This is a genomic window from Pedobacter sp. T50_32 (assembly GCF_057652195.1).
Genome location: NZ_JBYFBY010000006.1, coordinates 142,100 through 157,864, shown reverse-complemented (window position 1 = coordinate 157,864; position 15,765 = coordinate 142,100). Strand labels below are relative to the sequence as shown.

Annotated in this window: 12 protein-coding genes; 6 read left to right on the top strand and 6 right to left on the bottom strand. The window is 39.6% G+C overall.

Annotation, left to right across the window (positions count from 1 at the left end; translation table 11 throughout):
- The 3 genes from AC23ME_RS17290 to AC23ME_RS17280 all read left to right on the top strand — a co-directional run bounded on the left by AC23ME_RS17290 (position 1) and on the right by AC23ME_RS17280 (position 4,557).
- Positions 1–2,691 (top strand): TonB-dependent receptor, encoded by a 2,691-nt coding sequence (locus AC23ME_RS17290; RefSeq protein ID WP_487729017.1) that lies wholly within the window; start codon positions 1–3, stop codon positions 2,689–2,691.
- Positions 2,692–2,872: 181 nt separating this feature from the next.
- A complete protein-coding gene (locus tag AC23ME_RS17285) occupies positions 2,873–4,141 on the top strand; it encodes an Hsp70 family protein (protein WP_487729016.1) in 1,269 nt (422 codons plus the stop codon).
- Positions 4,142–4,221: 80 nt separating this feature from the next.
- Entirely contained in the window at positions 4,222–4,557 is a 336-nt protein-coding gene (locus AC23ME_RS17280; protein ID WP_487729015.1) for a hypothetical protein, read from the top strand.
- Positions 4,558–4,698: 141 nt separating this feature from the next.
- Here AC23ME_RS17280 and AC23ME_RS17275 read toward each other — a convergent pair whose 3' ends face one another.
- The 3 genes from AC23ME_RS17275 to AC23ME_RS17265 are packed head-to-tail and all read right to left on the bottom strand — an operon-like array spanning position 4,699 to position 8,494.
- Positions 4,699–6,915, bottom strand: a complete 2,217-nt coding sequence (locus AC23ME_RS17275; RefSeq protein ID WP_487729014.1) for a xanthine dehydrogenase family protein molybdopterin-binding subunit — start codon at positions 6,913–6,915, stop codon at positions 4,699–4,701.
- A gap of 11 nt (positions 6,916–6,926) precedes the next feature.
- Positions 6,927–7,904 (bottom strand): FAD binding domain-containing protein, encoded by a 978-nt coding sequence (locus AC23ME_RS17270; protein WP_487729013.1) that lies wholly within the window; start codon positions 7,902–7,904, stop codon positions 6,927–6,929.
- Complete coding sequence (locus tag AC23ME_RS17265; RefSeq protein ID WP_487729012.1) at positions 7,901–8,494, bottom strand: (2Fe-2S)-binding protein; 594 nt, start codon at positions 8,492–8,494, stop codon at positions 7,901–7,903. The genes AC23ME_RS17270 and AC23ME_RS17265 overlap by 4 nt, the downstream gene beginning before the upstream one ends.
- 223 nt (positions 8,495–8,717) lie before the next feature.
- On the opposite strand from AC23ME_RS17265, the gene AC23ME_RS17260 reads away from it, so the two are divergent.
- The 3 genes from AC23ME_RS17260 to AC23ME_RS17250 all read left to right on the top strand — a co-directional run bounded on the left by AC23ME_RS17260 (position 8,718) and on the right by AC23ME_RS17250 (position 12,092).
- Complete coding sequence (locus AC23ME_RS17260; protein WP_487729011.1) at positions 8,718–10,031, top strand: MFS transporter; 1,314 nt, start codon at positions 8,718–8,720, stop codon at positions 10,029–10,031.
- A gap of 74 nt (positions 10,032–10,105) precedes the next feature.
- Complete coding sequence (locus tag AC23ME_RS17255; RefSeq protein ID WP_487729010.1) at positions 10,106–10,663, top strand: hypothetical protein; 558 nt, start codon at positions 10,106–10,108, stop codon at positions 10,661–10,663.
- A gap of 25 nt (positions 10,664–10,688) precedes the next feature.
- Entirely contained in the window at positions 10,689–12,092 is a 1,404-nt protein-coding gene (locus tag AC23ME_RS17250; protein WP_487729009.1) for an MFS transporter, read from the top strand.
- Between the two features lie 77 nt (positions 12,093–12,169).
- Here the strand turns inward: AC23ME_RS17250 and AC23ME_RS17245 are convergent, their stop codons facing one another.
- The 3 genes from AC23ME_RS17245 to AC23ME_RS17235 form a co-directional block, all read right to left on the bottom strand.
- On the bottom strand, positions 12,170–13,231 hold the full coding sequence (locus AC23ME_RS17245; protein ID WP_487729008.1) for an NAD(P)-dependent alcohol dehydrogenase: 1,062 nt from the start codon (positions 13,229–13,231) through the stop codon (positions 12,170–12,172).
- Between the two features lie 108 nt (positions 13,232–13,339).
- On the bottom strand, positions 13,340–14,539 hold the full coding sequence (locus tag AC23ME_RS17240) for an AGE family epimerase/isomerase (protein ID WP_487729007.1): 1,200 nt from the start codon (positions 14,537–14,539) through the stop codon (positions 13,340–13,342).
- The gene (locus AC23ME_RS17235) at positions 14,539–15,762 is read right to left on the bottom strand and encodes a glycoside hydrolase family 130 protein (RefSeq protein WP_487729006.1); all 1,224 of its coding nucleotides are present in this window, start codon (positions 15,760–15,762) and stop codon (positions 14,539–14,541) included. Before AC23ME_RS17235 ends, AC23ME_RS17240 begins: the two co-directional genes overlap by 1 nt.
- Between the last annotated feature and the right edge of the window lie 3 nt (positions 15,763–15,765).

The following is a 15,765-nucleotide window of genomic DNA, read 5'->3' as shown; positions in this document are numbered from 1 at the left end:
ATGAAGAGAATACTGCTATTTACTTCCATTTTTTTGACTTATTTCTCGATATCAGCGCAAGACCGAAAGTTCACTTTGCAAAAAGAAAATATTCCACTACCATCTTTATTCAGGGAAATTCAAAAGCAATGCGGTTACACATTTGTTTACAGCGATGATGTGGTTTCTGATACAATGACCGTAACCGTAAGCGCCAATCGTTTACCAGTTAGCGAAGTCTTAAAAACTGTGTTGCCAAGCAAAAAGCTATTCTATCAGTTACTATCTGAGCGTATGATTGTGATTGGAAGTGAACACATTTCAACTAAAGAAGATGGCATTTCTAAAAGCTATTTAACAGGAGAGATTATAGGTGCCGATAAAGAAATTGTTCCCTTCGCAACTGTAACACTTTTGGAAAACGACACGCAGGTAAATGGTGCCATAGCTAACGAGAAGGGGGTGTTTCAATTCTCTCATCAGCTAAAATTCAACGTTTCTTATACCTTAAAAATATCGTCTATGGGTTATGAAAACGTCCAGGTCGATTTTGTTCAAACTGCACATCAGCCTTTGCAAAAAGCCTTTGGACAGCTAAAGTTGAAACATAAAGCGAGAGTTTTACGAGAAGTAAACGTAAGTGGAGCACAAAAAGTAATTGAAATGGATGGCAGCAATATCATTTTCAACGTTGCCAGAAGCCTTACAGCGCAAGGCACTAATGCACTAGAATTGTTGGGCAGAGCACCTGGCGTAACGGTTGGAACGGATAACAATATTTCATTGAACGGAAAAGGCGGAGCAGCTATCTTGATAGATGGTAAACAGACTTACCTGTCAAATCGTGAAGTTGCCGAATTGCTGAAATCCATGTCGGCCTCCGAAATAAAAGCCATAGAAATTATTAGCAGTCCAAGTGCAAAATACGATGCTGCGGGTACGGCTGGCGTAATTAATGTGAAAACCTTAAAGTCTAATGTGCAAGGTTTTTCGGCAGCATTAACTAGCGGCTTAAGTTATGGTGTGTACTTGAGGAATAATCAGGATGTGGCGTTAAATTACAGAAAAAATAGGCTCAACATTTTCGGTAATTACAGTCATTTTGTTGGTTATTACTCGTATTTATATGGTGGCGATAGAATTCAGGCAGGCAAGTTTTACAATAGTTTCACTGACGACGTTGATAAGCGTAACAAAATGGGTTCTCGGCTGGGTGCAGATTTTGCCATCGACAAGAAAAACACCATCGGAATTTTGCTGAATGGGAATTTTATTTTCGGAGGCGGAATTACTGATACCCGAACCGACATAGGCATTGCCCAAACCAACCAAATAGACCAAACATTAACGGCTATTAACGATTATTATCAGCAAAAAACACAGCGATACAATGTTAATTTAAACTATAAATACGAAGATACTTTAGGGAGAATTATCAATTTTGATGCAGATTATGGCGATTTTACCAAACGTGCAGGCAACTTACAAACCAACAAATACACCGCTAGCAATGGAACGGTGTTAAGTGATAATTTGTATCGCTCTTTAAATGCAATTGATATTGGTTTAAGAGCCATCAAGGCTGATTATACCACCAAAGTTTGGAAAGGCAAATTAGAAACTGGACTTAAGTTTTCGTCAATATCCGCAGATAATGACTCTAGATTTTTGGAGGTTTTGCCAACTGGCGAATTTCGAGATCCAGACCGCTCCAACAGATTTGTTTATCAAGAGGAAATTGCGAACGCTTATGTAAATTACCAGAAACCTATAGGGAAATGGCAATTACAGGCAGGTTTAAGGGTAGAAAACACAGCATCGAAAGGAGAATTGGATGAAATTTCTATTGTAGCAGGAAATATGAAAATGACTGAAAGGAATTACACTAACTGGTTTCCATTTTTTGCTGCGACGGTAAAACCATCCGCAAATCATAATTATTCTTTAAGCTATTCTAGAAGGATAGACCGACCAGCCTATCAAAACCTTAACCCGTTTATTTACCTATTAGATGAGCTTTCTTTTTGGCAGGGAAATCCGTTTTTAGCACCACAGCTAAGCCATCGTTTGCTCTTGCAATACGTTTATAAAAGTTCTACAATTATTGGTTTAAGTTACACCTATACTGATAAATTTAGTGTAGAGGTTACAGATAAGGTTGATGATAGCAAAATTGTAATGACGCCAAGAAATTTGGGTGTGCAACAGCATTTGGCTTTAACGTTAACCCAAACTTTAAGCCCCGCAAAGTGGTGGAATATTACTTTTAATGGTGTTTTATTTGGACTTAACAATGATATTGATTTTGGTGGAGGAAGAGAATTGGATTTGCAACAATTTGCAGGGCGAATAAATTTACAGCAGAGCTTTAAACTACCGTACCGATTTAATGCGGAGGTAGTAGGGATTTACAATTCGAGGAAGTTAGCAGGTGCAAACCAGTTTCATAGAGCAACAGGCCAAATAGATTTGGGCTTACAACGTAACTTGATGAATGATAAAGCGACCATTAGGCTGATTTTTGCTGATATTTATAAAGGTATGCAAGGCAATTCGGTGCAATCTGTTGGCGATTTGTATATCCGTAACTTTAGTTATTTCGAAACCAGACAGGTAAGACTAAATTTTAGTTACAGGTTCAGTAGTGGCAATTCCAAAGGACCTAGAGCTCGAAGCTCGGCACTAGAAAATGAGCAGGGAAGGATTAAGTAAAAGTATACGTTATGTAAATTTAAGGCTTTAAACCTAGGTCAATGAGGCTAGTTTTGTCAAGCTGTAGTAAGCTACGCAAACAGTCTTGATTGTTGGCTTCATTTTCATCAAGAATAAATAAGATAAATATTTTCTTTACCTTCGTCGCCCCGCAAAATTTTATTGCTTTAGCTTCCTTCTCATGAAACGATTTTTATATGGTATCGATTTTGGTACCACCAACTCTGCTTTGGCCATTTACGACGAAGATTCGAAAGAAATTCACAGTACTATCATTATCCCTTCCTTAATTTATTTTTATCATCAACTAAATACCAGTGCCGAGAAAAATTATGTGGTAGGCGAAGAGGCCATTAACGCTTACTTGAGTGATGGTATGAAAGGTCGTTTCATCAAATCCATTAAGCAAATTTTATCGAGAAGCAGTTTTTCTGAAACACGCATTCACAACCGTAGGTACAATGCTTCAGATTTAGTGGCTATTATTTTGAAAGAGCTTAAGGACAGGGCCGATGAAATTGTTGGTCAAGATGTACAAAAAGCTGTAATTGGTAGGCCCGTTTTCTTTGATGACGATAACGTACAGAAAGACACTTTAGCGCAAAACCGCTTAAACAAGGCAGCGGAACTGGCTGGTTTTACCCAAGTTCGTTTCCAGTTTGAGCCCATTGGTGCTGCTTTTGCTTACGAGCAAACCTTAACCAAAAAGGAACATGTTTTGGTTGGCGATTTAGGTGGAGGTACAACCGATTTTACTTATTTAATACTAGACCCTGCTAAAGTTGGAAGCAAAGACCGCAAGAAAGACATGATGGCAACCGGCGGTATTTATGTAGGTGGCGATAGTTTTGATTCTGCCTTTATGTGGGAACGTGGGACACCTTACTTTGGTAAACATACTACTTACGAAGCTACACTTGGGAAAGTGCTGACAGTACCAAAATCATTGTTTGCTAATATATGTTCTTGGGAGCAAATGAACTTTTTTAATGGTCAACGCATTAGAAAGGATATCGACGATTACTACTACTATTCGGGTAAAGATAGGAAGTTTAAAAACTTGATCACACTCATTGAAAATAACTTGGGTTATTCGGTATTTCAAGCCATTGAGCAAACGAAGATTGCTTTGTCGAATGAAGAGCAGACTAATTTCGTTTATCATCAAATGGAAATAGATATTGATGAGGAGGTTTCCTTAGCTGATTACGAGCAAATCATTAAAAAAGATGTAGACAGAATTGCCAATTACTTGGAGGAGTTTTTACTACAAAATAATATCGATATACAAAAGATCGATAGTCTGTTTCTAACTGGTGGTACTTCTATGGTGGCGAGTATTCAATCTTTATTCAAGACAAAATTTTCTCATATTAAGTTAAACTCTGGCGATAATTTTAAAAGTGTGGCGAAAGGTTTGGCTTATAGCGGTTATTTATTTGAGGATTGAAACAGAAGATATTTTCATATAAATTAAAACTTTTTAAGGCTAAAATCGATTATGTAATTGATAACTAATTACTAATCATCATGGAAAATCAACATAATTCAGAACAACCAGGCGATCACGTAGATAAGCAAATTGAGAATGCAAAAGCCGAGATTGACCAAACGAAGGAAGCAACGCCAAAGGTTGAAATCAAATCTCAAGAAAATGTACTGTCTGGTTTGAGCGATAAGGAACGTTCGCAGGCAGCAGAGTTGGATAATAAAAACATGACCGGCTTGGAAAGTGATTTAGATAATGCTGGTTTATCTGAAAAGGAAAGAACAGATGCAGCCGAAGCTGATGGTAAAATAGGCGATGAAAACAAAGGCGGTTTGAGTGATAGGGAACGCCGAGATGCCGCTGATGAAAGTTGGTAGTTGAAATTCTTTTCGCTGTCATCCAGAGCGTAGCGAAGGATCTACTAAATCAAAATAGATGTCTCGTAGCCTCGACATGACAGGATGTATATGATATTTTTAAGACTTACGAAGTTTTTGAAACTTCGTAAGTCTCTGATATTACCCCAACAAAACCTTATCTGGTGTAATTGGCAAATCTCTTAATCTTTTTCCTGTAGCGTTATAAATGGCATTGGCAATTGCGGCGGCAGTACCAATAATCCCTACTTCGCCCAAACCTTTAGAACCTTGCGGATTGATATTTGGGTCGGGTTTGTTAATAAAAGCCACCTCAATAATTGGTGCATCTGCATTTACAGGAAAGTGATAACCTGCAAAATCGTTACCCACCAAAGTTCCCAAGCGTTCGTCTGTTGCTTGTTCTTCCATTAAAGCCATACCGATACCACCAACTGCCGCTCCCGACATTTGATTAGCTGCTGCTTTTTCGCTGATAATTTTACCACCATCAGAAACCGTCACTAACCTTTCAATCTTCACTTTTCCTGTTTTGCGGTTTACGCGTACTTTGCAAAAATGTGCTGCCGATGAGCAGAAAGCATATTTTTGTCGCTCTGCACCTGGACCAGAACTAGCTTCAACTTCTAAAATGGTCAAGTTATTTTTCTCCCAAAGGGATGGATAACTGATGAATTGGTTGTTCGCTGTTTTGAAGGAAACTCCAGTATCCGATAACAAGATATCAGCCGCTGCTGCATTTTTATAAGCTTCGTTTTGCATTGCAGCGCTTTCTGCTAATTTCAGTTTTAGCGCATTTACCGCAGCTACTACTGCTCCACCAATAGAAGACAAACCATTACTTCCACCCTGACTAGGTGCAGGCGGGAGGTTAGAATTGCCTAACTCAATCTTGATTTTACTTTTGGAGATACCTGTACTATCGTGAGCAATGTTCTGCATCGAAATTCCTGTTCCTGTACCGATATCTGTCATCGCCGTTTGTACGGTAATGGTGCCATCTTTCTGCATTTGGATGCCTGCACTAGCCGTTCCTCTACCTGCGTTCCAAGCACCAACAGCCATGCCGTAGCCAATACTCCAATCACCTTCAATAGTTTGAGAATGCGCAGTTTTTCTGTCTTTCCAGTTAATCATTTGCGCACCTTTTTCTATGCACTCGTTAATGTAGTTGGTAGACCAAGGCAAACCGTTGTCGGGATGTTTTTCTAAAGCTAGGTTTTTCATCCTTAGCGCAACAGGGTCCATTTTAAGTTTGTAGCTCAGCTCATCAATGGCACTTTCTATGGCAAAATCTCCGGTACAATCGCCTGGTCCACGCATCCAAGTTGGTGTAGATAAGTTTAAAGGAACAGTTGCCGCTTCGGCTTTTAAATTATCGAAATGATAAATCAATCGCGTTACACGAGTAATGCCCTCGTTAAAGTTTTCATAAAATGATGTCCCATTTTTAGCCTGATGATGGATGCCTACGAATTTGCCATCAGCATTAGCACCCAATTTGATTTTTTGCCAAGATGCAGGACGATAACCCACTGAATGGAACATCTGAGGTCTGGTTAACATCAGTTTTACTGGACGTTTAACCAATTTTGCCGCCATGATACACGCCAAGGCATGAGGCCAAACTCTTAAACCCGAGCCAAAACCACCACCTACAAACTCACTAATCACTTCAATATTATCCACAGGAATATTGAAAAGCTTAGCAAAAGTTCGCTGCACGTTATTTACACCTTGGTTTTTATCGAATAACTTCAGTTTATCATCAGCTGTCCATTCTGCAATGGTGGCATGCATTTCCATTGGGTTATGCACTTCAGCTTTAATGTTGTATTCTGCTTCTACAGTTTGCGCAGCGTTATTTAGTGTTGTGATATCACCTCGGTCTTTTCCTGCAGCAGTAAGTGATACGAGACGTAGCGCATTGTCAAAATCTACAATCTTTATTTCTTCCTTATACTCCGCAGTTACCAACGATGCCGCATAAGTAGCATCTTCCAAAGTTTCTGCAATAACCAAAGCAATGGGCTGTCCTTTGAAATAGATTTTATCGGTATGGAAGACAGGTAAGCCAAAGCGAGCTTCCTTAATTTTTGCTTCATCGGCCATACCTGGTACCAATGGCTTTTGCAAATGCGTAATGATATTTAGTACACCTGCAACTTGCTTGGCGTTATCAAGGTTGATGCTTTTGATAGTTCCTGCCGCAACTGTACTGCCTACCAAAACAGCATGGCAAAGTCCGTTAACCTTATATTCTGCAGCGTATTTGCCGCTGCCAGTAACTTTGGCAACACCTTCTACACGACCATCAGCTGCGGTCATTAATTCGTATGGTTCGTCAAAAAATCCCATCAATTCTTAATTTATGGATTTAAACATTGTTGTAATGCAGTTTCAATTGCTCCCTTTAACATCGGGATTTTGAAACCGTTATGCGCTTGTGGCTTTAAGCCTTTAGTGGCGATATTTGCCGCAGCTTCGAAAGTTGCTGCATTGGCAGTTTTGCCTTTTAGATATCGCTCGGCTTCGAGCCAGCGCCAAGGTTTGTGTGCTACACCACCTGATGCTAATCTTGCTTCCACAATCTGATTTCCTTTTAGGTTAAGTGCTGCTGCCACAGAAACCAAAGCAAAAGCATAACTATCTCTATCGCGAACCTTCACGTAAGCGCAGTTCTTCGCAAAAGCATTATCGGTTAATTCTATGGAATGGATAAGCGCATTTGCTGGTAGGTTATTGTCTCTCTCGGGAGTTGTTCCTGGTAAGCGATGAAAATCTTTAAATGCAATGAGTTGAGTTTTGCCGCTTTTATCTTGAGTTTTCACTGTAGCATCTAGCGCAGCTAAAGCCACACATAAATCTGACGGATGAACTGCAATACATTGTTCGCTGTAACCCACAATAGCCGACATACGGTTTTCGCCTTTTATGGCACTGCAGCCCGAACCAGGTTTGCGTTTGTTGCAAGGCGTAGTTACATCGTAAAAATACGGGCATCGAGTGCGTTGCAATAGGTTTCCACCAGTTGATGCCATGTTGCGAATTTGAGGCGAAGCACCAGCTAAAACTGCTTTGGCCACCAACGGATATTTTGCTAAAATGGTGGCATCATTAGCTAATGGCGTATTGCGCACCATTGCACCAATTTGTATGCCTTTTGTAGTCGCTTCAATTTTTGCAGGCAAAGCCGATGTGATATCTACTACGCTTTCTGGCTCGGCGATATGCTTTTTCATCAAATCTACCAAGTTGGTACCGCCTGCAATATATTGCGTAGTGCCAGTTTTCTTGGCTAATGCCTGATTAATGGCTGATGATTTTGAAAATAGAAATGGTCTCATTTTGCAGCTACTTTTTGAATAGATTCGACAATACCATTATAAGCGCCACAACGACATAAGTTGCCACTCATAAATTCCTTAATTTCTGCTACCGATTTTGTGTGCCCTTCTTTTACGCAAGCCACTGCCGACATGATTTGCCCAGGTGTGCAGTAACCGCACTGGAAACCATCACATTCAATGAAAGCTTCCTGCATAGGGTGCAATTTGTCGCCATCGGCTAAGCCTTCTATTGTAGTTACTTCTTTACCGGGAACCGTTGCCGCTAGCGTCAAACAGCTCAATACACGTTCGCCATTGATATGAACCGTACAAGCACCACATTGTCCGTGGTCGCAACCCTTTTTAGCTCCCGTAAGGTTCAAATCTTCCCGAAGCAAATCCAACAGGGTAGTACGGGTATCCGCCTTGATGGCGTAACTTTTTTTGTTGATAGAAACTGTTAACGGAAGCTGTTCTTTTTGCGGTACAATGAAGTTTTTAACTTCTTCGTAAAATGCTTTTACACCTCTGGGAATAAAAGCCAATGCACCTAGCATCGACGAGGTTTTCAGGAAAAACCGTCGAGAATAATTGTGTTCCTGCTTCATAAAGACGAATAATCGTTTAAGGCAAAGGATTTATTAATGAAATTGTTTTGTTTATCGGGGATGCTTGTTTAGGTCATCCTCTAAATAAAAGTAGTAAAAATAAGTTGGGATTGGTTAGCTGGTTTCTTTTTGAAGGTAGAAATGTTACACTTAGCATGGAAGGCGAAAGCTGTTTTGCTTCTTATGCTTCAAGGTTGTATCTTTCCAATGAAGTAAACCGAAAATGACAGCTGAAAAAGTAGAAAAAGAAATATCAACAAAAGATCGGATCAAAGCCATTGTAGGCGGTTCTGTAGGAAATCTAGTTGAATGGTACGACTGGTATGCCTACGCAGCTTTTGCTATCTACTTTTCCGGTTCATTCTTTCCAAATGGTAACCAAACAGCACAGTTACTTAATACCGCTGGTATATTTGCAGTTGGTTTTTTAATGCGCCCCATTGGTGGTTGGCTTTTTGGTACAGTTGCGGATCGTGTTGGTCGTAAAAAGGCAATGACGGTTTCCGTGTTATTGATGTCGTTTGGATCGCTACTTATTGCATTAACACCAACTTATGAAACCGTAGGCATATTTGCTCCTGCTATGTTGCTTTTAGCTCGTTTGTTGCAAGGTTTAAGCGTGGGCGGCGAATATGGTGTTTCTGCGACCTATTTAAGTGAAATGGCCACCAAAGATAAGAGAGGGTTTTACTCCAGTTTTCAGTATGTAACCTTAATTGGCGGCCAGCTTACCGCACTAGGCATACAACTCATTTTGCAGAAGCTTTTTCTTACCGAAGCTCAGTTGCATGAATGGGGTTGGCGTATTCCTTTCGTAATTGGTGCTGCCTTATCTGTTATTGCACTTTACCTTCGCTCTAATTTACATGAAACAGAGTCTTTTGAAAAAACTACAGCTAAGCCAAATGCAGAGCAGCGTAAAAAAGGTTCAGTTAAAGAGCTTTTGAAACATCCAAAGGCTTTAATTACGGTTATAGGTTTAACATTGGGAGGTACGCTTGCATTTTATACCTACACCACCTACATGCAGAAGTTTTTGGTAAATACGGTGCTGTTAACCAAACAAGAAGCAACGCTCATTTCGTTTTTATCATTGTTGATATTTGCAATGATACAGCCACTTTTCGGACTATTATCTGATAAAATTGGTCGTCGACCGTTGCTGTTAGGCTTCGGCATTACTGGCACATTATTTACCGTTCCTTTGTTGAATGGTCTTAGCGGCGCATCGAGCATGTGGGAGGCATTTGTTTACCTGATTATTGCACTGCTTATTGTTTCGGGATATACCTCTATCAACGCTGTTGTAAAAGCCGAACTATTTCCAACACATATTAGAGCCTTAGGTGTAGGATTGCCTTATGCTATTACAGTAGCTGTTTTTGGTGGTTCGGCGGAATACATTGCGCTGTTGTTTAAGAGGGAAGATGTAGAACACTATTATTATTGGTATATCACCGCCTGCATCGCTTTTTCGCTTGTCGTTTATATCTTTATGAAGGATACCAAGAAAACATCGATGTTGAATAAAGACTGAGTTTTGTTGATGAAATAAGGGTTGAATCTACGATGGAATAATATTTATCGTAAATTGCTGAAAGCTAAATTAACATGGAAAATCAATCAATAATTACCGAAGATATAAACCTTGAAAAAGATGAACAGGTAGAAATTCAATATCTCATCAGTGAAAACAAGTTTATATTTTTATCAATCATTTCTGTAGGCGTATATCCAGTTTGGTGGGCATACAAAGCTTGGCGATTTTACCAACAGAAACAACGACTAGATATTTTTCCAGCATTGAGGGCAATATTTGCTATCTTATTTTTAATCTCTCTTTTTGAAAGGACACTAAAATTTGCAAAAACTAAAGGCTACAAATCTAGTTATTCTCCTATACTACTATTTTTAGGGATTATTGCTTTTAGCTTGTTGTCGTATCTTCCCGATCCTATGTGGCTAGTCTCGATTTTAATCGTGGCTTTTTTTATACCACCGTTTAATGCATTTAATTTTGCTAGACGTAATTCGACAGACTTAGTGATAGTTGAACAAAAAGCATTTAATACTAGACAATATATACTCATTATAGTTGGAGCTATATTGTGGAGCTTGTTTTTGTTAGGATTGTATCTAGAATGGTCGGGATATTATTTAGCATATTAAGCCTATTATAAATACGGAAACTAAATTGAGCGATACAGAACAAAATATCACCACAACTAAAAAACTACTGCCCATAATTTTGGCAACATCCATTTTTATGCAGATGTTGGATTCTACCATCCTCAATACCTCATTGCCTACTATCGCTGAAGACTTGCACGAGTCGCCTTTGAATATGCAAAATGCGATTATCAGCTATGTACTAACTTTGGCTTTGTTTATGCCTGTTAGTGGTTTCTTGGCAGATAAATTTGGTACGAAGAAGATTTTTATCGCATCGCTGATTTTATTTGCTTTGGGATCGTTGTTCTGTTCACTTTCGCAAAGTTTAACCCAGTTGGTGTTTGCCAGGGTGTTGCAAGGCATTGGCGGTAGTTTGATGACACCTGTAGGGAAGCTGGCACTTATCAGAACTTTTCCAAAAAACGAGTTGCTTAAAGCTATGAATTTTGCCATCATTCCAGCATTGATTGGTCCGGTTTTAGGACCTTTGGTGGGTGGTTATATGGTAGATTATTTGTCTTGGCATTGGATATTTTTAATCAACATCCCAATTGGTTTGCTTGGAATAATACTAAGTATCAAGTATATGCCAGATTATAAATCCAACCTCATAGATTTTGATTTAAAGGGATTTCTAATTTTCGCTGCGGCATCATTGCTTTTGTCAATTGCTTTGGAGATGTTTGGTAACACAGCCCACGTGACACCAGTTCTATTGGCGTTTTTTCTAGGCTTTTTAATGCTGTACTTTTATTATCGTCATGCAAGCAGAGATAGAAACCCGATTTTTCCATTAAACCTGTTTCAGGTACGAACTTTTAGGGTAGGTATTGTGGGGAGTTTGGCGACACGTTTGGGGATTAGCTCGGTGCCTTTGTTGCTGCCAATGATGATCCAAATAGCATTCGGGCAATCTGCGGTTACCTCTGGTTGGATTGTTGCTCCGATGGCACTTACGGCAATGTTAGCCAAATCTAATGTCATCAAAATACTGAATAGATTTGGCTATAGGCGCACGCTGATGTTTAATACTTTTATGATTGGTTTGCTGATTTGTTGCATGGCAATTCCAGTAATCGAAACTTCCATTTATTGGTATATGCCAATCATCGCAATGTTAGGTTTCTTTAACTCGATACAATTTACAGCGATGAACTCTATTTCGATAGCCGATTTACGCCATTATCATACCAGTAGCGGCAATTCGTTGGCGTCGGTAAACCAACAATTAGCTATCGGTTTTGGTGTAGCCTTTGGGTTAATAGTTTTAAAGGTTTTTCAGGGCGATGTAAAGCTGATCCACAACGAAATACATAATGCTTTTCGCTATACTTTCCTAGTTATTGGCGGTTTAACAATCCTATCGGGATTTGTTTTCCGAAGGTTACATTTTAAGGACGGGGAGAATATGAGGACGACAGATTAGTTTAGCCACAGATGCACGGATGATTTTAACATTAGATATGGTAGCTTTCTTTATCTGTGCATCTGTGGCTAAAAAAACTAGCTGTTTTTCAACGAAGCCATGTCAATTACGAAACGGTAACGCACATCGCTTTTTAGCATACGCTCGTAAGCAGTGTTAATGTCCTGCATTTTGATGATTTCGATTTCAGAAACGATACCTTTTTCACCACAGAAATCTAACATTTCCTGAGTTTCGGCGATGCCGCCAATTACAGAACCAGCTACAGATTTACGTCCTAAAATCATTGGAACGGTATTTAAGATTGGCTCTAAACCACCTAAGTAACCCACTAAAACTAAAGTTCCGTTGATGTTCAACGTAGCTACGTAAGGATTTACATCGTGAACGTAAGGTACAGTATCAATAATCACATCGAACTGACCACGTACTGCTTTCATTTGTGCTTCGTCTGTAGAGATTACTACATGGTCAGCACCTAATGCTTTTGCATCTTCAGTTTTGTCTGGAGTTCTAGAGAATAAGGTAACATCAGCACCTAAGCCTTTTGCCAATTTGATAGCCATGTGACCTAAACCACCTAAGCCAACTACTGCTACTTTGCTGCCTTCTTTTACATTCCAATGCTTTAATGGCGACCAAGTGGTAATTCCCGCACATAATAAAGGAGCTACTGCTGCTAAATCTAAGTTTGAAGGTACCGCTAAAACGAAATCTTCTTTCACTACAACTTTCTCAGAGTAACCACCAAAAGTTTGCCCGCCTAATTGTAAATCTTGTCCGTTGTAAGTGCCAGTGAAGCCATTTAAGCAATATTGCTCTAAATCTTGCTGACAGCTGCTGCAAGTTTTGCAAGAGTCTACAATACAGCCAACACCTGCTAAATCGCCTACTTTAAATTTAGAAACAGCGCTGCCAACTGCGGTAATTTTACCTACAATTTCGTGACCTGGTACTGCTGGGTAAATAGAACCGCCCCAATCGTTACGAGCTGTATGTAAATCTGAATGGCAAACGCCACAGTATAAAATCTCAATCTCTACATCGTTGGGTTGTACTGCTCTACGGTTAATGCTCAAAGGAGCTAAATCTGTTTCGGGTGCCGTAGTACCGAAAGCTTTAACACTTGTTGTTTGCATGTTTTGATTATTTTTGATTTTGAGTTACAAATAACGGAGATACTTGTTAACGCAATGCAAAAGTCAAGTCATTTTTTTGAGGTGCGTAGATTTTATTTCGAATGATTGCTAGGCTTTAGGTATGGAATTAATCCTTTTAATTAACTCGATACATGCTCTGCCGTTATGGTAAGGACATTTCCAAAAACCTGCTTTATCTTCGTTTGGCATTGGTAATAGATTTTCATCTACACCCCAAAACCATTCGCCGTTTTTAGTGTCTTTGAGGTGTTTTTTGATGAATTCCCAAATCTGGAAGATTTCTTTAAGGTAATTTTCATTGCCTGATATTTGCCAAGCATTAAAGAACCCAACCATGGCTTCTGCTTGTGGCCACCAATGAAATTCGTTTATCCAATGTTGGTTTTCTTGGTCAAATTCGTAAGCTAAACCTCCGCTTGCATGTAAGCCTCTCGATGCAGCATCAGCCATTTTTAGAGCCAGTATTTTAAAATCCTGAATTTCTTCCTTGTCATTGATAATTTCTGCGGCTTCTAGTAATAACCACGCTGCCTCTATATCATGTCCAAAAGATACTAGTGTGGATTTTATCTTCCAATCCATATCGAAAAACAGTTGCAAATGTCCTGTTTGTGGATGGATGATATGTTCTCGGAAGTTCGCTAGCAATTGTTTAATCGCTACTCTTAGTCCATTATCAGGCCAAACTAGATACAGATTTGCATAAGCCTCAATCACATGCAAATGTGTATTCATCGACTTTTTGTCGTTTTGGTCTTTCTCGCTTAACCTTAAATCTGTGAGAGGTTGCCAATCTTGTGTATGTGCTTCAATATAGCCAGTATCAGTGCTGTCGTAACTATATTTTTCTAGTAACTGATAGGTTGACTGGGCTAGTTTCAAAGCCGCTTCTGTTTGGGTAGCTTTGTAATATTCGGCTAAAGCGTAAATAGCAAAAGCTTGTCCATACACTTGCTTTTTGGTGTCTAGAGGTTTGCCTGCTACGGTTAGCGACCAATAAAATCCGCCCTCTTTTTCATTAATAAAAAAATCAGTTAAATACTGATAAGCTCGATGGGCAACTTCGAGGTGTTCTGCTTGCTCATTTAGTAAGTAAGCAGAAGAAAAAGTATAAAGTATTCTAGCATTTAACACCAATCCCTTTGGTGCAAAAATGGTGTGGTTCTCATTGGTGACTTTGCCATGAAAGCCACCAAATTCTTCATCTATAGTATAGTCAGTCCACCATTGTAGTAATTGAGCAAGCTCTTCTTGTAATTCTGTTTGAAGTGTTTTTAGCTCTTGCATTAATGGTGTGCAGATTGTCCGTTCAAATGTACGTTAATCTCTTCCTTTGTTGTTATCGATTTATTTCTGTCGATGATATCAATGATGGTTTGCACAGTTGCAGCAGACCTTAATCCATCTTCGGGGTTGTTGATTACATAATCCACCAATTGTTCGATGCTGCTTGTTGCTACGTGAATACGGGTGTCTGAGGAAGCGTAGTAAATATAAACTGTTTCATCTTCATCGGCAATCCAGCCGTTGCTGAACACCACGTTAGATACATCGCCAATTCTTTCTTCGCCTTCTGGCGCAATGAAATATCCGGCAGGTTTATGAGTTACTTTGGTTAAATCGTGCAGGTCGGTCATGAACATGTACAACACGTAACGCAAACCAGCTGCAGTATTTCTAACGCCGTGTGCCAAATGTAACCAGCCCTTTTGGGTTTTGATAGGGGCAGGACCTTGTCCATTTTTAGCTTCATAAACGGTGTGGTAAACCTTTTTGTCGATTACAATTTCTTGGTCTATCTCCGCATTTTCGATAGATTTTGATAAACCGAAGCCAATACCACCACCTTTGCCTGCTTCGATAAAACTATCCTGCGGGCGAGTGTAGAAAGCGTAGCAACCGCCTACAAATTCTGGGTGTAAAACCACATTGCGTTGTTGTGGAGAGTTGGTTTTCAAATCTGCTAAACGTTCCCAGTTTTTAAGGTCTTTAGTGCGAGCGATACCGCATTGAGCAATGGCTGCAGATTGGTCGCCTTCACTTGCCTTTGGGTCTCTTCGTTCTGTACAAAACAAACCATAAATCCAGCCATCTTGGTGTTGTACTAACCTGATATCGTAAACATTGGTATCTGGATTTTCGGTTTCTGGCATCATTATAGGGTAGTCCCAAAACTCAAAATTATCTATCCCGTTAGGGCTTTCGGCAATAGCAAAAAACGATTTCCTGTCTGCACCTTCCACTCTTGCCATCAAAATGTACTTGCCATTCCATTTTATTGCGCCTGGATTTAACACTGCATTGATACCGAAGCGCTCTATTAAAAACGGATTGGTATCTGGATTAAAATCGTATTTCCAATTTAATGGAATATGTTGGGCCGTAAGCACGGGATTTTTATAACGATGATAAACTCCGTTGCTAGGGTTAATTTGGGTATTTTTTTGTTGTAATAATTGCTCTTGTGCGCTGCTCATTTGCGAGATGCGTTCTTCGAAATTCGTCTTCATAAG